Source organism: Herbiconiux sp. UC225_62 (genome assembly GCF_042694625.1).
Classification (GTDB): domain Bacteria; phylum Actinomycetota; class Actinomycetes; order Actinomycetales; family Microbacteriaceae; genus Herbiconiux.
Genome location: NZ_CP170551.1, coordinates 3,616,425 through 3,634,574 on the forward strand (window position 1 = coordinate 3,616,425; position 18,150 = coordinate 3,634,574).

19 protein-coding genes, 1 tRNA gene and 1 other RNA gene are annotated in these 18,150 nt (G+C 68.3%); 12 read left to right on the plus strand and 9 right to left on the minus strand.

What is annotated here, in order from left to right:
- Window positions 1-41 precede the first annotated feature (41 nt).
- From murI to ACFJGU_RS17675, 4 genes are read left to right on the plus strand one after another with little or no spacing between them, the layout of a single operon-like run.
- A complete protein-coding gene (gene murI, locus ACFJGU_RS17660) occupies window positions 42-878 on the plus strand; it encodes a glutamate racemase (RefSeq protein ID WP_382305175.1) in 837 nt (278 codons plus the stop codon).
- On the plus strand, window positions 875-1,630 hold the full coding sequence (rph, locus tag ACFJGU_RS17665) for a ribonuclease PH (protein WP_382305177.1): 756 nt from the start codon (window positions 875-877) through the stop codon (window positions 1,628-1,630). Before murI ends, rph begins: the two co-directional genes overlap by 4 nt.
- A 7-nt stretch (window positions 1,631-1,637) precedes the next feature.
- Window positions 1,638-2,234, plus strand: coding sequence for an RdgB/HAM1 family non-canonical purine NTP pyrophosphatase (rdgB, locus tag ACFJGU_RS17670; protein ID WP_382305179.1), 597 nt, complete (start codon window positions 1,638-1,640; stop codon window positions 2,232-2,234).
- Between the two features lie 46 nt (window positions 2,235-2,280).
- The gene (locus ACFJGU_RS17675; protein ID WP_382305181.1) at window positions 2,281-3,336 is read left to right on the plus strand and encodes a cation diffusion facilitator family transporter; all 1,056 of its coding nucleotides are present in this window, start codon (window positions 2,281-2,283) and stop codon (window positions 3,334-3,336) included.
- 18 nt (window positions 3,337-3,354) lie between these two features.
- Here the strand turns inward: ACFJGU_RS17675 and ACFJGU_RS17680 are convergent, their stop codons facing one another.
- From ACFJGU_RS17680 to ACFJGU_RS17690, 3 genes are all read right to left on the minus strand, one after another.
- On the minus strand, window positions 3,355-4,116 hold the full coding sequence (locus ACFJGU_RS17680; protein WP_382305183.1) for a DedA family protein: 762 nt from the start codon (window positions 4,114-4,116) through the stop codon (window positions 3,355-3,357).
- A 60-nt stretch (window positions 4,117-4,176) separates the two neighbouring features.
- Window positions 4,177-4,258 (minus strand) — tRNA-Leu (locus ACFJGU_RS17685).
- A gap of 52 nt (window positions 4,259-4,310) precedes the next feature.
- Complete coding sequence (locus tag ACFJGU_RS17690; RefSeq protein WP_382305184.1) at window positions 4,311-5,549, minus strand: MFS transporter; 1,239 nt, start codon at window positions 5,547-5,549, stop codon at window positions 4,311-4,313.
- Window positions 5,550-5,625: 76 nt separating this feature from the next.
- Here ACFJGU_RS17690 and prfB point away from each other — a divergent pair, with 76 nt between their 5' ends.
- The 4 genes from prfB (at window position 5,626) to smpB (ending at window position 9,370) form a co-directional block, all read left to right on the plus strand.
- A complete protein-coding gene (gene prfB / locus ACFJGU_RS17695) occupies window positions 5,626-6,732 on the plus strand; it encodes a peptide chain release factor 2 (protein ID WP_382305186.1) in 1,107 nt (368 codons plus the stop codon).
- A gap of 98 nt (window positions 6,733-6,830) precedes the next feature.
- On the plus strand, window positions 6,831-7,928 hold the full coding sequence (gene ftsE / locus ACFJGU_RS17700) for a cell division ATP-binding protein FtsE (RefSeq protein ID WP_382305188.1): 1,098 nt from the start codon (window positions 6,831-6,833) through the stop codon (window positions 7,926-7,928).
- Window positions 7,925-8,839, plus strand: a complete 915-nt coding sequence (ftsX, locus tag ACFJGU_RS17705) for a permease-like cell division protein FtsX (RefSeq protein ID WP_382305190.1) — start codon at window positions 7,925-7,927, stop codon at window positions 8,837-8,839. Before ftsE ends, ftsX begins: the two co-directional genes overlap by 4 nt.
- A gap of 54 nt (window positions 8,840-8,893) precedes the next feature.
- A complete protein-coding gene (gene smpB, locus ACFJGU_RS17710; RefSeq protein WP_382305192.1) occupies window positions 8,894-9,370 on the plus strand; it encodes an SsrA-binding protein SmpB in 477 nt (158 codons plus the stop codon).
- 69 nt (window positions 9,371-9,439) lie between these two features.
- On the opposite strand, the gene ACFJGU_RS17715 is transcribed toward smpB, so the two are convergent.
- Both ACFJGU_RS17715 and ACFJGU_RS17720 read right to left on the minus strand, forming a co-directional pair.
- A complete protein-coding gene (locus tag ACFJGU_RS17715) occupies window positions 9,440-10,399 on the minus strand; it encodes an SDR family NAD(P)-dependent oxidoreductase (RefSeq protein WP_382305193.1) in 960 nt (319 codons plus the stop codon).
- A complete protein-coding gene (locus ACFJGU_RS17720) occupies window positions 10,396-11,070 on the minus strand; it encodes an SIMPL domain-containing protein (protein ID WP_382305195.1) in 675 nt (224 codons plus the stop codon). Before ACFJGU_RS17720 ends, ACFJGU_RS17715 begins: the two co-directional genes overlap by 4 nt.
- A gap of 107 nt (window positions 11,071-11,177) precedes the next feature.
- Between ACFJGU_RS17720 and ssrA the strand changes: the two genes are divergently transcribed.
- Window positions 11,178-11,576, plus strand: a transfer-messenger RNA (tmRNA) gene (gene ssrA / locus ACFJGU_RS17725).
- A 26-nt stretch (window positions 11,577-11,602) separates the two neighbouring features.
- Here ssrA and ACFJGU_RS17730 read toward each other — a convergent pair.
- The 3 genes from ACFJGU_RS17730 to ACFJGU_RS17740 all read right to left on the minus strand — a co-directional run bounded on the left by ACFJGU_RS17730 (window position 11,603) and on the right by ACFJGU_RS17740 (window position 13,780).
- A complete protein-coding gene (locus ACFJGU_RS17730) occupies window positions 11,603-12,169 on the minus strand; it encodes a hypothetical protein (RefSeq protein WP_382305197.1) in 567 nt (188 codons plus the stop codon).
- A gap of 71 nt (window positions 12,170-12,240) precedes the next feature.
- The gene (locus ACFJGU_RS17735; RefSeq protein ID WP_382305200.1) at window positions 12,241-12,897 is read right to left on the minus strand and encodes a histidine phosphatase family protein; all 657 of its coding nucleotides are present in this window, start codon (window positions 12,895-12,897) and stop codon (window positions 12,241-12,243) included.
- 37 nt (window positions 12,898-12,934) lie between these two features.
- On the minus strand, window positions 12,935-13,780 hold the full coding sequence (locus tag ACFJGU_RS17740; protein ID WP_382305202.1) for a DUF72 domain-containing protein: 846 nt from the start codon (window positions 13,778-13,780) through the stop codon (window positions 12,935-12,937).
- Window positions 13,781-13,825: 45 nt separating this feature from the next.
- Here ACFJGU_RS17740 and ACFJGU_RS17745 point away from each other — a divergent pair, with 45 nt between their 5' ends.
- From ACFJGU_RS17745 to ACFJGU_RS17755, 3 genes are all read left to right on the plus strand, one after another.
- A complete protein-coding gene (locus ACFJGU_RS17745; RefSeq protein WP_382305204.1) occupies window positions 13,826-15,058 on the plus strand; it encodes an NAD(P)/FAD-dependent oxidoreductase in 1,233 nt (410 codons plus the stop codon).
- Between the two features lie 105 nt (window positions 15,059-15,163).
- Window positions 15,164-15,916 (plus strand): META domain-containing protein, encoded by a 753-nt coding sequence (locus ACFJGU_RS17750; RefSeq protein ID WP_382305207.1) that lies wholly within the window; start codon window positions 15,164-15,166, stop codon window positions 15,914-15,916.
- A gap of 72 nt (window positions 15,917-15,988) precedes the next feature.
- A complete protein-coding gene (locus ACFJGU_RS17755; protein ID WP_382305209.1) occupies window positions 15,989-17,506 on the plus strand; it encodes a S1C family serine protease in 1,518 nt (505 codons plus the stop codon).
- 55 nt (window positions 17,507-17,561) lie between these two features.
- Here the strand turns inward: ACFJGU_RS17755 and ACFJGU_RS17760 are convergent, their stop codons facing one another.
- Window positions 17,562-18,083, minus strand: a complete 522-nt coding sequence (locus tag ACFJGU_RS17760; RefSeq protein ID WP_382305211.1) for a septum formation family protein — start codon at window positions 18,081-18,083, stop codon at window positions 17,562-17,564.
- Window positions 18,084-18,150: the final 67 nt, after the last annotated feature.

Below are 18,150 nucleotides of genomic sequence, written 5' to 3' on the forward strand. Positions count from 1 at the left end.
CCTGAGCTTAGGCCGTGGCACTCGGGCTAGGCTGTCCTATCGTGAGTGATGCGCCGATCGGGATCTTCGACTCCGGTGTGGGCGGGCTGACCGTCGCACGCTCGGTGAGGGACCAGCTGCCCCGCGAATCCATCATCTACGTCGGTGACACGGCCCATTCGCCCTATGGTCCTCGCCCGCTGGCCGAAGTCCGCCGCTTCGCCCTCGAGGTGCTCGACGACCTGGTGGAGCAGGACGTGAAGATGCTCGTCATCGCCTGCAACACCGCCTCGGCGGCGATGCTGCGGGATGCCCGCGAGCGCTACAGCGTGCCGGTGGTCGAGGTCATCCAGCCCGCCGTGCGTACCGCCGTGTCGGTGACGCGTAACAACCGGGTCGGCGTCATCGGCACCCTCGCCACCATCAACTCCCGCGCCTACAACGACGCGTTCGCGGCCGCTCCGCACCTCGAACTCTTCACGCAGGCCTGCCCGGAGTTCGTCGAGCACGTCGAGGCCGGTGACACGACGAGCCGCGAGCTCGTCTCGCTCGCCGAGAAGTACCTCACCCCTCTGGTGGAACAGGGCATCGACACCCTGGTGCTCGGTTGCACCCACTATCCCTTCCTCAAGGGCGCGATCTCCTACGTGGTGGGCGAGGGCGTGCGACTCGTCTCGAGTGACACCGAGACCGCGAACGACGTCTACCGCACCCTGGTGCGCGCCGGCATCGAACGCACCTCGCCCGGCCGTGCTGAGTACCGCTACGAGGCGACCGGAGGCAGCGCCGAGGAATTCATCCGCTTGTCCGAGCTCTTCCTCGGGCCGGAGGTGTCCTCCGTCGAACTGGTGGAGACCGGCACCATCCCCATCACCGATCCCACAAGGAGTCACTCGTGACCGACATCATCCGCAAAGACGGCCGTGCGCCCGACGAGCTGCGCGCCGTCACCATCGAACGCGGCTGGAGCGACCAGGCCGAGGGTTCGGCACTCATCTCCTTCGGCAAGACCAAGGTGCTCTGCACCGCCTCGTTCACCAACGGCGTGCCGCGCTGGAAGTCCGGATCGGGCAAGGGCTGGGTCACGGCCGAGTACGCGATGCTCCCGCGCTCCACCAACGACCGGATGGACCGCGAGTCGGTGAAGGGGCGGATCGGCGGGCGCACGCACGAGATCTCGCGCCTGATCGGCCGATCCCTGCGCGCCGTGGTCGACATGAAGGCCCTGGGCGAGAACACGATCGTGATCGACTGCGACGTGTTGCAGGCCGACGGGGGCACCCGGACCGCCGCCATCACGGGCGCCTACGTCGCCCTCGCCGACGCCATCGAGTGGGCGCGCGAGAAGAAGTTCATCGGCCAGCGGTCGACGCCGCTGATCGACACCGTCTCGGCGGTCTCCGTGGGCATCATCGACGGCGAGCCCATGCTCGACCTGGCCTACGTCGAGGACGTGCGGGCCGAGACCGACATGAACGTGGTGGTCACGGGCCGCGGCCTGTTCGTGGAGGTGCAGGGCACCGCCGAGGGCGCGCCGTTCGACCGCACAGAGCTCGACTCGCTGCTCGACCTGGCCCTGCTCGGCACCACCGAGCTCGCCGTGCTGCAGAACGCTGTGCTCGCCGCCGGCACGGCCACCGCAGGGGAGTAGGCATCGGATGCGCGTCGTTCTCGCCACCCACAACGCCCACAAGGTGGAGGAGTTCCAGGGCATCCTGGGTTCCGCCCTGCCGGAGCTCGAGATCGTCGCCTACGACGGTCCGGAGCCGGTGGAGGACGGCGCGACCTTCGCCGAGAACGCGCTGATCAAGGCGCGGGCGGCGGCGGCGCACACCGGGCTGCCGGCGATGGCCGACGACTCGGGCATCGCCGTCGACGTGATGGGCGGCGCCCCCGGCATCTTCTCGGCCCGGTGGGCCGGCCACGGTCGGGGTTCCGAGGCGAACCTCGCGCTGCTGCTCGATCAGCTCGCCGACATCGCCCCGGAGCACCGCGCCGCGCACTTCGACTGTCACATCGCGATCGTCGTGCCGGCGACCGGATTCGAGCAGGTCGTCTCCGGGCGCTGGCCGGGTCGTCTCGCCACGGCCGCTCACGGGGGCGGCGGGTTCGGGTACGACCCGATCTTCGTGCCCGACGGATATGCGGTCACAGCGGCCGAGTTACGGCCCGAGGAGAAGAACGCGATCAGCCACCGCGCCCGGGCCTTCGAGGCGGCGATCCCCGTACTGAGAACGAGCCTCATTCCCGAGTAGCCGTCACGGTGGCACGGGCATCTCGTGGGCGGCTACCGTTGAAATGATGACGAACGAATCCGCCGCGCACACGCATGACCACGGAGGCGCCCCCGGCTGCGGGCCGGGCTCGGCCCACGCCGCCGCCGTCGCGCGCGACGAAGCGGCGCGGGCCGACGGCAGCCGCGCCGCCGGTTCGGCGAGTGCCGGCGGTGGTCACGGCCACAGCCACGGTGCGGGGGCGAACCGCTCCCGCCTGACCCTCGCCATCGCCATCGTCGCCACGGTGCTCGTGGTCGAGGTGATCGGCGCCTTCCTCACCGGATCGCTCTCCCTCGTCGCCGACGCCGGTCACATGCTCTCCGACCTGATCGGCCTGATCATCGCGCTGATCGCCACGATCGTGGCCGCCCGCCCGGCGAACGACCGCCACAGCTACGGCTACCAGCGGGCCGAGGTGTTCGGCGCCCTCGCGAACAGCCTCATCCTCATCGTCGTCGCCGCGTTCGTGACCTTCGAAGCGGTGTCGCGGCTCATCTCCTCCGAACCCGGCGAGGTGCGCGGCGGACTGATGCTCGCGGTCGCGTGCATCGGCCTGGTCGCGAACTTCACCTCGCTGATGATCCTGCGCGGCGGCGCCAAGTCCTCCATCAACATGCGCGGCGCCTATCTCGAGGTGCTGGGCGACCTGCTCGGCTCGATCGCGGTCATCCTCGCGGCGGTCGTCATCCTCACCACGGGATTCGAGAAGGCGGATGCGATCGCCTCGCTCCTGATCGCCGCCATGATCGTGCCGCGCGCCGTGTCACTACTCCGCGACGTGATGTCGGTGCTCAGCCAGTCGACGCCGTCGGCGATGGACGTGCAGGCGATCCGCACGCACATCCTCGAAGAACCGGGTGTGGTCGACGTGCACGACGTACACGTATGGGCCATCACCTCAGGTCAGTACGTGTTCTCCGCGCACGTCGTGGTAGCGCGGGAGGTCTTCGAGCGCGGTGACACCGGGCCGCTACTCGACTCGCTCGGCAGCTGCCTCACCGAGCACTTCGACGTGGAGCACTCGACGTTCCAGCTCGAACCCGCCGAGCACGCCCGGCACGAAGACCAGCAGCACCTCTAGGCAGCTGTCGACGGACGCCTACGCGCGGCCGTCGACGTCGTTGCCGAACACCTCGGGCTCGAGGGTCAGCTTCTCGGCGGCGCCGGTCACCTCGACCTCTTCCGCGTCGGCGGCCAGGGCATCCCGCTTCGCCTTGCGGGCGGTGCGGATGTAGTGGAACACGGTCGGGATGACGGTGAGCACCACGACGCCGATCAGCACCAGGTCGAGGTAGTTCTCGGCGAAGTTCTTCACGATCGGGATCTGCCCGAGCAGGTAGCCGAGCAAGGTGATGCCCGAGCCCCAGATGATGGCGCCGATCGCGTTGTAGAGGGAGTAGCGACGGTAGTTCATGTGCCCGATGCCCGCGGCGACCGGGGCGAAGGTGCGCACGATCGGCACGAAGCGCGCGATGATCACGGCGAAGCCGCCGAAGCGTTCGAAGAACTCGTTGGTCCGTTCGACGTTGCGCACGCTGAACAGTCCCGATTCCTTGCGCTCGAAGATGCGCGGGCCGAACTTGTGGCCGATGAGGTACCCGACCTCGCCGCCGAGGAATGCGGCCAGCGAGATCGCGAGGCAGACCCACCAGATGTCGACACCGAACTTGCCCGTGACGGCGAGCACGCCGGTGAAGAAGAGGAGGGTGTCTCCCGGGAGGAGGAACCCGACCAGCAGACCGGTCTCGGCGAACACGATCGCGCAGACCACCAGGAGGGCCACGGGCCCGAAGACCCCTCCGAGCAGGATGTTGGGGTCGAGCCACGGGATGAGCGAGGCGGGAGCAGCGGCGGCGATCACAGGGGGTTCTCCAGTCGTCGGGGTGGTGCTACCACCCGGCGGCACAAATCACATCGAGAGTACGGGAGAAGGGACTTGAACCCTCACGCTCGAAAGCACAGGAACCTAAATCCTGCGTGTCTGCCAATTCCACCACTCCCGCAAAGCTAATTCCAGTGTAGGGGGTGCGTCTTGAGCATCCTCGGAGTATGGGGTCAGCGCGCCGCGCGCGGGATGTGCGGCAGGTACCGCGGCACGTTCCGGATCAGGATGCCCGCCCCCACCAGGCCGACCACGCCGACCACTCCGGTGGCGAGCGAGAGCGACGCCACGGCCACGATGGCCGAGACCACCAGGGGCGCGGCGGCGGCTCCCGCATCGGCCGTGAAGCGGAACGCGCCGAGGAAGGGCGCCGGGTCGTCCTGCGGCGCGAGATCGGCGCTCAGGGTCATGATGATGCCGCTGCCCACACCGTTCGCCACACCCATCACGATGGCGACCACGATGAACCACTGCACCGCCCCGGGCAGGTCGTGGGTGAACGAGAGCGTGATGAGCGCGAGCCCCATCCCGACCATCGACGGCACGACGCTCCAGAGCCGCCCGAACCGATCCATGATCTGGCCGCTGGTGTAGAACAGGGCGAAGTCGGCGGCGGCGCCGATGCCGACGATGAGTGCCGTCGAGGATTCCGAGAGCCCGATGCTCACCGCCCAGAGCGGCAGGATGGCCATCCGGCTGGCCCGCAGTGCGCCCACGACGCCGGCTCCGCTGCCCATCCGCAGCAGCACGCCGCGGTTCTGCCAGATCGTGGAGAACAGGCCCACCGATTCGGCGCGCACGAGCTGCTCGCCGGCATCCGGCTTCGCGACCGAGGCGGTCGGATCCGGCATCGCGATCAGCACGACGGTGACGATCACGGCGCAGGTGATGTGCAGGAGGAAGGCGGCCTGCACCGAGCCGGTGAGGCCGATCACCGCCGCTCCGAGGAACGGTCCGATGAACCAGCCGGCCCGGAAGGAGCCACCGAGCGTGGAGAGGGCGCGCGCCCGGATGCGCACCGGCACGAAGGTGGTCATGAAGGCCTGGCGGGCGAGCGCGAAGACCGCTGCCGAGAGACCGAGGAAGAAGATGGCGACGCCGAAGAGCGCCGCGGTGGCGGCGAACATCGCCACCGTGACGGACGCGATCGAGAGCACGGCGGCGGAGATCATGGCCACCCGTTCGCCGATCTTCGACACCAGCCAGCCGCTCGGGATGTCGCCGACCAGTTGCCCCACCACGATCATCGCGGCGATGAACCCCGCGCCCGCGAGACCCGCGCCGAGCGACGAGGCGACGGCGGGGATGATCGGGATGATCGCGCCCTCTCCGATGCCGAAGAGGAGGGACGGGAGAAGGGCGGGGAGCGCGATCGACCGGAACCGGAAGTCGTCGCCCGCCTGCACACTCATTGCAACTACTTTACGCCTGCTAAACAATGCACTCTTCGCGGGGCCGTCCAGGGCCACTCGATAGACTGTCGGGACGATGTTAGACATTGACCTTTCAGAACAGATCGCCCAGCTCCGGAGCACCTTCGCAGACATCCGATCGGTCGTCGACGTCGACGCCCTGACGGCCGAGATCGCGCGCCTGAGCGAGGAGGCCGGCGTCCCCGATCTGTGGGACGACACCGACAAGGCGCAGAAGGTGACCAGCGCGCTGAGCCACCGCCAGGGCGAGTTGGCGCGCATCGAGTCGATCGAGAGCCGCCTCGACGATCTCGAGGTGCTGATCGAGCTGGCGAACTCCGAGAACGACGAGGAGTCGGCCGAGGAGGCCAAGGCCGAGCTCGTGTCGCTGCAGAAGGTGCTGGGCGACCTCGAGGTGCAGACACTCCTGAACGGCGAGTGGGATGCGCGGCCCGCGGTCGTCACCATCCGCTCCGGTGCCGGCGGGGTGGATGCCGCCGACTTCGCCGAGATGCTGATGCGCATGTATCTGCGCTGGGCCGAGAAGCACAACTACCCGGTGACCGTGATGGACACGAGCTACGCCGAGGAGGCGGGCATCAAGTCGGCCACCTTCGAGATCGACGCGCCCTACGCCTTCGGCACCCTCTCCGTCGAGGCGGGCACGCACCGCCTCGTCCGGATGAGCCCGTTCGGCGCGGCCGGCAAGCGCCAGACCAGCTTCGCGGCGGTGGAGGTCATCCCGCTGATGGAGGAGGCCGGGGCGATCGAGATCCCGGAGAACGACATCCGGGTCGACGTCTTCCGGTCCAGCGGCCCGGGCGGTCAGTCGGTCAACACCACCGACTCGGCGGTGCGCATCACCCACCTCCCCACGGGCACGGTGGTGTCGATGCAGAACGAGAAGAGCCAGATCCAGAACCGGGCCGCCGCCATGCGCGTGCTCGCGTCGCGGCTGCTGCTCCTGCAGCGCGAGGCCGAGGCGGCGCAGAAGAAGGAGCTGGCGGGGAACATCACCGCGAGCTGGGGCGACCAGATGCGCAGCTACGTGCTCGCGCCCTACCAGATGGTGAAAGACCTGCGCACGGAGTACGAGGTGAACAACCCCACGGCGGTCTTCGACGGCGACCTCGACGGGTTCATCGCCGCGGGCATCCGCTGGCGCAAGCGCAAGACCGAGTAGGCGTGGCTTCGGCTCTCCGGCGCCCGTTTCTATGAATCGGCGTGTCCAGCGAGTCGCGACCCGGAAAAGCGCGAACCGCTGCTTAGTCTCATCACGTCATGATTCGGTTTGATCACGTAACCAAGACCTACAAGGGCACGAAGCGGCCGGCCCTCAACTCGATCGACCTCGAAATCCTGCGCGGGGAGTTCGTCTTCCTCGTGGGGGCGTCGGGGTCGGGGAAGTCGAGCTTCCTCCGCCTGATCCTCAAGGAGGACCGACCGACCAGTGGCAACATCCATGTGCTCGGTCAAGACCTCAACGCGATCTCGAACCGCAAGGTGCCGTATTTCCGGCGCAACCTCGGTGTCGTGTTCCAGGACTTCCGGCTGCTGCCGTCGAAGAACGTGTTCGACAACGTCGCCTTCACACTGCAGGTGATCGGCAAGTCGCGCGGCTTCATCCAGGAAGCCGTTCCGGATGTGCTGCAGATGGTGGGACTGGCGGAGAAGGCCAATCGCCTGCCGCACGAACTCTCCGGTGGTGAGCAGCAGCGCGTCGCGATCGCGCGTGCCGTGGTCAACAAGCCGGCGATCCTGCTGGCCGACGAGCCGACCGGTAACCTCGACCCCTCCACGAGCGCCGGGATCATGACCGTGCTCGAGCGCATCAACGCCGGTGGCACCACCGTCGTGATGGCCACGCACGACAACGCGATCGTCGACCACATGAAGCGTCGCGTGATCGAGCTCGTGACCGGTCAGATCGTGCGCGACGAAGACCAGGGCGCCTACGGCATGACCGCCGAGATCGCTCTGCAGGACTCCGGGTTGACCGCTGAGATCGCCCTCGGCGACGGGCTCGTGCGCCCGGTCGGGCCGGCGCAGCCCCACGTGGCGCCCCCGCGGTACGCGCCGCCCGTGCCCACCTCGACGCAGGCCACTCCGGTGGTCACGCCGCCGCCGTTGCAGCCGGTCTCGCCGCCACCCGCGCCGGTCTCCGAGCCGGTTCCGGTGCAGCAGGTCCCGGTCGCCGAACCGGTGACGGTGCCGCCGGGGGCGCATCCGGGAACCCCGCCGATGCCGGTGAACCCGCCGCAGCCGGATCCGCACGACCCGGCCACCGAATCACTCACCCTCGCCGAGAAGCTCGGCCTGCGGGCGCCCGGCGCCCCGGCCGATCCGGCGAAAGACCAGAACGTAGGGCCGACGACGTGAGATTCGCACTCATCCTGGGTGAGGTCGGCACCGGCCTCCGGCGCAACGTGTCGATGGTCATCTCGGTCGTCCTCGTCACCTTCATCTCGCTCACCTTCGTGGGCGCGGCCATCCTCATGCAGTCGCAGATCAACCAGATGAAGAACTTCTGGTACGACAAGGCGCAGGTGGCCATCTACATGTGCACCGCGACCTCGGGCGGCGACAACTGCGCCGGTGGGGAGGCGAACGCCGATCAGATCGCGGCGGTGAAGGCGCAGCTCGACTCGCCGACGCTGCAGCCGTTCATCCAGCAGTACTACTTCGAAGACCACGAGCAGGCCTACGAGAACTTCAAGAAGCAGTTCGCCGACAACCCGGTCACGGCCTACGTCACGCCCGACCTGTTGAGCCAGACCTACTGGGTGAACCTGAAGGATCCGCAGCAGTCCGACGTGCTCGTCGAGAGCCTCTCCGGGATGCCGGGCGTCGACGGGGTGACCGACCAGCGGAGCTACCTCGAGCAGATCTTCAGCATCCTCAACATCGCGAGCATCACGGCGATCGCGATCGCGCTGATCATGCTCGTGGCGGCGTTCCTGTTGATCGCCACGACCATCCGGCTGTCGGCGTTCTCCCGAAGGCGGGAGCTGGGCATCATGCGGCTGGTCGGGGCATCGAACCGCTTCATCCAGACGCCGTTCATCCTGGAGGGCGTGATCGCCGCGCTTATCGGATCGGTGCTGGCGGGCGCCGCGATGGTGGCGATCGTGAAGTTCTTCGTGCAGGACCAGCTCGCCAAAGCCCTGCCGTTCACGTCGTTCATCGGCCTGGGAGACGCCTTGTTCGTGGTGCCGATCCTCATCCTCCTCGGCGTGCTCCTGGCCGCCCTGTCGGCCAAGGTCGCGATCACCCGCTACCTGAAGGTCTAGAATGGTGGGCTGCCTCCATTCGGGGCGGTTCACAGATCTGATCGAGGAGAAGCCGTGCCACGCGAACGCGGACAGAAGGTCGTCGCGACCAACCGCAAGGCGCGACACGATTACACCATCGAAGACACCTATGAGGCGGGCCTCGTGCTCACCGGCACCGAGGTGAAGTCCCTGCGGGCCGGCCGCGCCTCGCTGGTCGACGGCTATGCCTACATCGACGGGGGAGAGGCCTGGCTCGACGCCGTGCACATCCCGGAGTACAACGAGGGCACCTGGAACAACCATCCTCCCCGGCGCAAGCGCAAATTGCTGCTGCACAAGGAGCAGATCCTCAAGATCTCGCACAAGACGAAAGAGGGCGGCTACACCCTCGTCCCGCTGCAGCTCTACTTCAGCGACGGCCGCGCGAAGGTCGAGATCGCGGTGGCGAAGGGTAAGCGCGAGTACGACAAGCGCCAGGCCCTGCGCGAGCGCCAGGACAAGCGCGAGGCCGATCGCGCCATGGCCGGGCACCGCAACCTCGGCGACTGACCTGAACTTCTTGCCCCTACCCGCCCCAAAACCCGCGTTATGGGGCGTCTTGGGGCCAGAACCTCGAGGTCAGTCCGGGAGGTCGTAGGTGACGCCGGTGAGGTGCTCGGCGGCGGCCCAGAGCGGGCGGGCGATCGCGGGGTCGCGGGAGTAGGGCTTGGCCCCGACGACGGCAGGGCGGCCTTTGAGTTGTCGCCAGCCGGCGGGGCCCCAGTACTGCCCGCCTGCCGCTCCGGGATCGGTGGCGGCGGCGACGATGGGCCGGGCGCCGGCATCCTTGCCCTGGGCGATCACACGATAGGCGGCGCGGAGGGCCGTCGGCGCGCTCTTCGGCGGGGGAAGGATGTCGCGGCGCGGTGCCAGCTCGTCGATCGAGTACCCCGGATGCGCCACCAGACTCGCCGCAGAGGCGCCCGCCAGCCGGAGCCGCCGGTCGAGTTCGAAGCCATAGGTCATCACGGCGAGCTTCGACCGCCCGTAGGTGCGGAACTCGCGGAACCGGCCGGTGCTCGACTGCAGGTCGTCGAGGTCGAGGCGGAAGAACTCGTGGCTGATGCTGCCGAGGTGCACGATGCGGGGCGCAACGGGCTGGGCCAGCAGCGCGGGGAGCATCCGGCCGATCAAGGCGAAATGGCCGAGGAAGTTCGTGCCGATCATCGCCTCGAGTCCGTCGGATGTCGTCTGCCGGCCGTGCGAGGCGAGCACACCGGCGTTCGCGATCAGAGCGTCGATGCGGGGGAGTGCGGAGAGCTCCTCCGCCGCCTCGGCGATCGAGGCCAGGTCGGCGAGATCGAGTCTCACGAAGCGCACGTCGGCGCCTGGTACCTGGCTCTCGAGGGATCGGAGCGCGGCCGCGCCTCGCTCGGTGTTGCGGGCCGCGATGACTACACTGCCGCCCGCCGCGGCCAGCTGCTCGCTCGCCCAGTAGCCGAGGCCGCCCGTTCCGCCGGTGACGACGAAGGTGCGCCCCGCGAGGTCGGGCACGACTGAGGCGGAGTCCCGCGCGGGGAGCGCGCCGGAGCCGCTCACGCGAGCAGGGACTGCGACGAGAAGCGGGCGTGCACGGTGGCCTCGATCACGATGGCACTCGGCCGCAGCTCCATGCCCCCGCCTCCGCCCGGTGCGCCTTTGGCCATCGCCATCGCTGTGAACTGGGGTGCCGGCGCCGGGTTGTCGAGGAGGCCGGGGTCGGAGATGGAGATCGGCACGACGTCGCCGAGGCCCAGGGCCGAGGCGTACTCGCGGGCCTTCGTGACCGCGTCCACGACCGCGCCGCGGCGGGCCTCGGCCTGGAGTTCCTCCTCGGTCTCGCGGGAGAGCAGCCAATCGATCCCGTCGATTGCGATACCGTCGCGGATGGAGACCACGTCGATCCATTCCGAGAGCGCCTCGAAGTCGTCGAACTCGGCGTCGACGAACACGGCGCTGTGGAACTCCACCGGCAGGCGCGTGCCGTCCTGGCTCCAGGGGCGCTGGCCCCAGACCCGGATGTCTTCCGAGTGCCAGCCGATCACCGGTCCGTCGTGCTCGTCGAGGATCGACTCGAGCGACCCCGTGAGCGACTCGTGAGCCGCTCGCGTGGCCGCGAGGACGCTGTCGCGCTTGGAGCCCTCGAAGCCCACGCCGATGCGCACCCGGGCGCGCTCGGGGTTGCGGCGCAAGCGACTCGACCCGGCCACGGTGATGATCGTCTCTGACATGCCTCCCACGATATTCCATGCGCATGACAGCGCGAATCTGTCGTAGACTAGAGGGCTGCTTCACGCAGCGTTTGGCAACTCAACAGCGTGCACCAGTGACCCATCGAGGGGATGATCGGTTTCGACATCGCCTGCGAAACTGCGAGAAGCGGGTCGAGGATGCGGGGTTATCTCGTTAACGCCCTCCGCAAAATATAAGTGCCAATTCAAACAGCACTGTTGCGGCCAAGAAGGCCTCCTTCGCCCTTGCGGCGTAGGACTTCCTTCCTAGCTAAATAGCAACTGTCGGTCCGGGAATGCTCTCTACCCGGGTTCCGGCATTATCTAGAGAGATTGCTGCGTGGTTGAGCCTCAGGGCCACGCGGGACTTGCACTGAGACTGGGCTCGTCGACCTAGGTGCCTGTGGCAAAGGTCGGAGCCGAGTAGAACGTCTGCACAGGCTACGCCCGTAGAAGGCGCAGAATCACAGCGATGGACGGGGGTTCAATTCCCCCCATCTCCACCACCGGTCACTGGTGCACGTTCGTTGGGTCAGCCGAGATTCTCGGGCGCTGCGCAATTCGGCAGCACGACGCCGGTCGAAGCGCCGTAGAGGTAGGTCCACGAGACGATCGACAGGTAGTCGTCGGCGATGCTGATGTCGGCTCCGAGGATTCCCTCGAGCGATTCCCGCGTCGGATCGAGCGCCACCGTCACCTCGATCGTCGCCGAGCCGGCGTCGATCGGTCCGGTGTTCCAGACGTAGCAGTCGCCGCCCTCGTAGATGTCGTCGAGCGAGCCGGCGAACGCCCACCCGGGACTCACGGAGAGCACCGCCAGCCCCACCGGGAGGCAGAGGTCGAGCATCACGCCTTCGTACCGGCCCTCTTGGCTCGGCGGGAGGTCGGGCAGGTTCGACAGCGCGAGGCCGAACACCTTGGTGTGCGAGTCGACGTCCACCGGGCCGTACGACGTGAGGACGGGGTCGTCGTCACTGGCCGCCGCCGCGGGCGAAGCCACGGCCAGCGCGACCACCGGCACGCTCCACATTCCGGTGGAGAGCACACCACGGCGGCTGAGCGATCGAGAGCGGATGTCGGATTCGCGGTGCGCGGTCATCGGTGTCGTCCGTTCTGCGACCCAGCCCCCTGCCGGCACTCGCACCTGCGCCGAGCTTAGCTCACCTCGTGTCAGCCGAGCGCTTCGCCCGTGGGGTCGGGCGCGGACTCGTCCTCGAGCGCGACGCCGCCGAGAGGCGTGCCCTGCCAGTGCGTGCAGACCCAGCCCTCGTCCGCCGAGCCCACGAGGGTGACGACGCCGGTGTTCTCGAGGGGATGCTCGCGGCTGAACTCGGCGTCCAGGTTCTGTGACGACCAGGACGCCCAGGTGCGGATGGCGGCGCCGTGGCTCACCACGGCCACCGTGCCCTCGTACCGCTCGCTCACCGCGCTGATCGCAGCATTGAAGCGCTCGTAGAACTCGGTTCCGTTCTCGCCGTCGGGGATGCGCGCCGAGAAGTCGGTCCACCAGCTGAAGATCGTGCCCATGTAGGCGTGGATCGCCTCATCGTCGGAGCGTCCTTCGAGCGAGCCCGCGTCGATCTCCTGGATGCCCTCGAGCACGACGGGCTCCAGGCCCAGCGCCTCCGCGAGCGGCGCGGCCGTCTCCTGCGTGCGGCGCATCGTCGACACGAAGATCGCGTCGATCTCCTCGTCGGCCAGGGCTGCCGGAACGGCGGCAGCCTGTTCCTGCCCGAGCTCGGTGAGCCCCGGGCCTGGCACCACCGTGCCGAGGGCGCCGCGCACGTTGTCGATGGTCTGGGCGTGTCTGATCAGGAGGAGTCGCATCCCCCTCAGCCTAGGCCCGCACGCCGCAGGACGTCAGTCAGATCACGCGTTCGCGCAGGCGGATCGCGTCGAAGGGTGCATGACCCCGGGCGTCGTTGTCGAAAGAGAGGTAGACGTCGCGGGGACGACCGTCGGCGGCGCCGCTGCCGTCGAGCCAGCTCCGCGTCCGTGCGGCCCAGCGGTCGAGCGCGTCGTCGTCGTAGCCGCTCGCGTAGAGCTCGTCGGCGCCGTGCAGCCGCACGTAGACGAAATCGGCCGTGACGGCGTCGATCACCGGGAAGCGGCCGGCCGTGTCGGCGATCACCGAACCGATGCCCTGCGCGGCGAGCAGCGCCGCGAACGCGGGGGCCGTGAAGCTCGGATGCCGCACCTCGAGGCAGTGGCGGAGCGGAGCATCCGTCTCGATCTCGAGCCAATCGCGCCCGTCGAGGCGGGCGTCGTGCTTGTGGGCCAGTTCGCGGGCCGCGGCGGTGGTGCGGGGGAGCATCGCGAGGAACGGCTCGAGCAGCTCCGGGTCGAAGACGAGGCGCTCCGGCAGCTGCCAGAGGATCGGGCCGAGCGTGGGCCCGAGCGCGAGCACGCCCGAGGCGAAGAAGTTGGCCAGCGGGGTCTCGACGTCGCGCAGTCGCTTCATATGGGTGATGAACCGTCCTCCTTTCACGGCGAACACGAAGCCTTCGGGCACCTCGGAGCGCCACCGTTGGTAGCTCTCCGGGCGCTGCAGGGAGTAGAACGAGCCGTTGATCTCCACCGAGTCCAACCGCTCCGCCGCGTACTCGAGCTCGCGGCGCTGTGCGAGTCCCTTCGGGTAGAAGTCACCCCGCCAACTCGGATAGCGCCATCCCGAGATGCCCACGAGTGCCCGGGTGCTTCGCGCGTCCATATCGCGGAGCGTACGCTGAGCACGTCGTCGCCGAAAGGAAGAACCATGACGGATGCCCGGCAGAGCTTCGTGATCGTCGGTGCCGCTCTCGCGGGTGCGAGCGCGGCGAAGACGCTCCGGGAGGAGGGCTTCGACGGGCGGGTCGTACTCGTCGGGCTGGAGGAGCACCATCCGTACATCCGGCCGCCGCTCTCCAAGGAGTTCTTGAGCGGAGCCGCCGAGCGCGACACCGTCTTCGTGGAGAAGCCCGACTGGTACGCCGACCATGACGTCGAGTTGCTGACCGGAGTGCGGGCCTTGAGCGTCGACCCGATCGACCGTCTCGTGGCTCTCGACGACGGCATCGACCTGCACTACTCGGAGCTGCTGCTCGCGACCGGGTCGCATGCGCTCCGGCCGCCGCTCGACGGCATCGATCTCGACGGAGTGCACGTGCTGCGCACGCTCGACGACTCCGAGGCGCTCCGCGGCCTGCTGGCCGGCGGCGGACGTCGCGTGGTCTCGATCGGCGCGGGCTGGATCGGCCTGGAGGTCGCGGCGACGGCGCGCACGCTCGGCAACGACGTGACCGTGCTGGTGCGCGGCGCGGTGCCACTCGCCGCCGCACTCGGCGAGGAGCTCGGTGGCGTGTTCGCTCAGCTGCACCGCGACAACGGCGTGGATCTGCGCACCGAGGCGTCGGTGGCGCGACTCGTCGGAGCCGGCAGCGTGGTCACCGGCGTCGAACTCACCGACGGTACCGTGCTGCCCGCCGACCTGGTGGTGCTCGGCGTCGGAGCCGCACCGAACCTCGAACTGGCGGAGACGGCAGGGCTCGAGCTCACCACCGGCGTCGCCGTCGACGAACACCTCCGCTCGAGTGACCCCCACATCTTCGCCGCCGGCGATATCGCCGACGCCTGGCACCCATTGGTCGGGATGCGGCTCCGGAGCGAGCACTGGGCGAACGCCCTGAGCGGCGGGAGCACGGCCGCCCGCTCGATGCTGGGGCTCGACGCCGTCCACGACGACATCCCCTACTTCTACACCGACCAATTCGACCTCGGGATGGAGTACTCCGGCTTCGGCCCGCTCGCCCGGCACGCCGAGGTGGTCTACCGCGGAGACAAGGATGCACGGGAGTTCATCGCCTTCTGGCTGGCCGACGGAAGAGTGGTCGCCGGCATGAACGTGAACGTGTGGGACGTCAACGAGGCGGTGCAGGGCGTCATCCGCCGGGGAAACGTCGTCGATCCGGCCGCAATCGCGGATCCGGACGTGCCTTTGGAGAGCCTCTGAGCGTCAGCTGATTCCCGGCAGACCGTGTCCTCGGCGTTATCTGCCGTTGTTACCGTGGAGCCAGAACCGGTCTCCGACCGGCACGCATCGGACCCGGGAGTGACCATGAAGCTCGATATCAGGGCATCGATCGCGGCGGCCATGGCTCTGGCCGCGGTGTTGACGCTCGGTGCCTGTGCCTCCGGTGGCGCAGCACCGTCCTCGGAACCCGGTTCGGGCGAAGCCGATCCCGCGACCGGGGCCGATCTCGTGGGCACCTGGGTGACGGGGGAGAGCTATGACTCCCCGGATGTCCCCTTCCTCGACTTCGCCGAGGACGGTACCTGGACGGGCTCCGACGGCTGCAACGGCGTGCAGGGCGAATGGGCGGTCGCCGCCGACGGTTCGTTGACCGTCTCGGCCGGTCCGAGCACGCTGATCGCCTGCGACGGCGCCGCCCTCCCGAGCATGCTCTCCGGCGCCGCGCTCGCCCTCGTCGACGGCGAATCCCTCCTGCTCACCGACGCCGACGGCGCGACCGTGGTGACGCTGGTCACCGCCCCCGCCGGAACGGTGCCGGATGCCGCGGCACGCGTCATCGGCACCTGGTCGGCGGATGCTCCGGACGGCGCCGACGTGTTCCTCACCTTCACCGACGGGAAGGTCACCGGCAAAGACGGCTGCAACAACCTGATGGGTTCCTGGAGCGCCGGTACCGGCGGCTCGATCGTGCTCTCCGGCCTCGCCTCGACGATGATGTACTGCGAGGGCGTCGACACCTGGCTCTCGAAAGCCGTGGGACTCACGATGGACGGCGGCGCCGCGGTCGTGGTCGACGAGACCGGGGTCCAGATCGGCACGCTGACCAAACAGGGCTGACAAATACTCGTTTCTCTGTAAGATGGACGATAGCTGAGCGAGGCTCAGTATCGCCCTGTCGAAAGAGAGACCATGAGCCGATCCGTTCCGATCCGCGCGGCCATCGCCGCTTCCGTGCTGCTCGCCACGGGCACGCTCGCCGGTTGCGCCGGGGGCGGCGACGGGGGAGCGGGTGGCGCCGTCGGGTTCGACGGGGTGCAGTCCGCCACCATCCAGATCGAGTCGGAGGGAACGTTCGCGAACCCGGATGACGGGCAGACTTCGGAGGAGGCGGGGCTCGGGTCGGGATTCTTCATCTCGGCCGACGGGCTGGCGCTCACGAACAACCACGTCGTGGCCGGCGCCGGCACCACGAAGGTGCACGTCGGAGGCGGCGACGAGGAGTACAGCGCCGAGATCCTCGGGTCGTCGGAATGCCTCGACCTCGCCGTCATCAAGGTCGACGGATCCAGCTTCCCCTTCCTCGGGTGGCAGAAGGGCGACATCACCACCGGTGAGGAGGTCTACGCCGCCGGCTTCCCGCTCGGAGACCCGGACTTCACCCTCACCAAGGGCATCGTGTCGAAGAACGACACGTCCGGGCAGACCGCCTGGGCCTCGATCGATCACATCATCGAGCACGACGCGAAGATCCGGCCGGGCAATTCCGGAGGTCCGCTGGTGAACGCCTCCGGGCAGGTGGTCGGGGTGAACTACGCGAGCGTCGCCGAACTCGACTCGAACTTCGCCATCCACCGCGATGAGGCGCAGAAGGTCATCGACAAGCTGGAAGCCGGAGAAGACGTGCTGAGCCTCGGCGTGAACGCGCAGGCCCTACCGCTCGACGACGACGGGAATCCCGTCGGAGTCTGGGTGAGTTCGGTCACGGCCGGCTCACCCGCGGACAAGGCGGGCATCCTGCCCGGCGACGTGCTCCTGCGGATGGCGGGAACGACCCTCGCCACCGAAGCCTCCTTGGAGCAGTACTGCGACGTCATCAAGACGCAAGGCGTCGACGCGACGATCGACGTCGACGTCTACCGGCCGTCGGAAGACGCGCTGTACCGCGGCCAGTTCAATGGCAAGGAGCTCGAGGCGGTGACGGTGCCCGGTATCGGGGCACCGACCGGCAGCGGTTCCGACGACCGGGAATACGTCACGGTGAACGACGACTCGGGTGTGCTGAGCGTCGAGGTGCCCGCCGATTGGACCGACGTCGACGGCGCCGCGTTCGAGGGCATCGGCGGCCACCAGTTCATCGACGTGCGGGCGAGCACGAATCTGCAGCAGTTCTCGGAGTCGTGGGGCACCTCCGGCGTCACGGTGTCGGCCGCCGAGATGGCCGACGACCTCACGCCGCAGGCCATCTTCGATTCGTACGCGGGTCTCACTGCCCAGTGCACCCCGACCGGTGCGGACGCCTACTCCGACGGGGTGTACGAGGGGCAGTACCAGTACTTCTCGCAATGCGGCGGGCAGAGCGACTACGTGATCGTGGTGGCCTACCCCGAAGACCAGAGCTTCGTGCTCGTGGTCACGGTCGCCATCGCGAGTGACGCTGATCTCCCCGCCATCGAACACGTGATGGGCAGTTTCGCGGCCACGTTCTAAGCGTCATGCAGGCACGGCACCGACGCCGGCATTGGCATCGGCAGCGGCCAGTGGGCTACTTGGCAACTCCCTGGAGGGTGCCCGTGACCTTCTCGTTAGGCATGCCGATGAGGCAGGAGACCAGGCGGTCGTCACCGTCGGTCCACGAGCCCTCGGTGGGAGTGAAGTAGGTGTAGCCGTAGACGGAGTCGTCGTAGGAGATGCCTACGAAAGGCTGGAACAGGTCGAGACACTGGGCGTCGGCCTGCTCGTCGATCGCGTCGTCGCCCGGGTACTCGTCGCCCGCCAGCTCGAACTCGCCGTAGACCTCGAAGTCGTGTTCGTCGGCGCAGTCGACGATCGGCACCTCGGTGACCTCGGTGCCGTCGGTGTCGTTCAGGCACTGGCCGACGGAGAGGGTGAAGACATCGGTGTCGGTCTGCTCGATCTCCTCGCCCGTCTGCGAGTCGGTCGCCGGCGGCGCCGAGCTCGGAAAGAGAGCGGTGCAACCCGAGAGGCTGAGGCCGAAGGCGAGAACGGCCGCGACGGTGAGCGTCGCCTTAGTGGACATGCGGAACGGGCGGGAAGAAGTCGTCATGAGGTCTCCGTAGCTGAGGATCTGATTCGCCTGTGAGGAGCCTGTGAACGCCCCCGAGTGACCATTA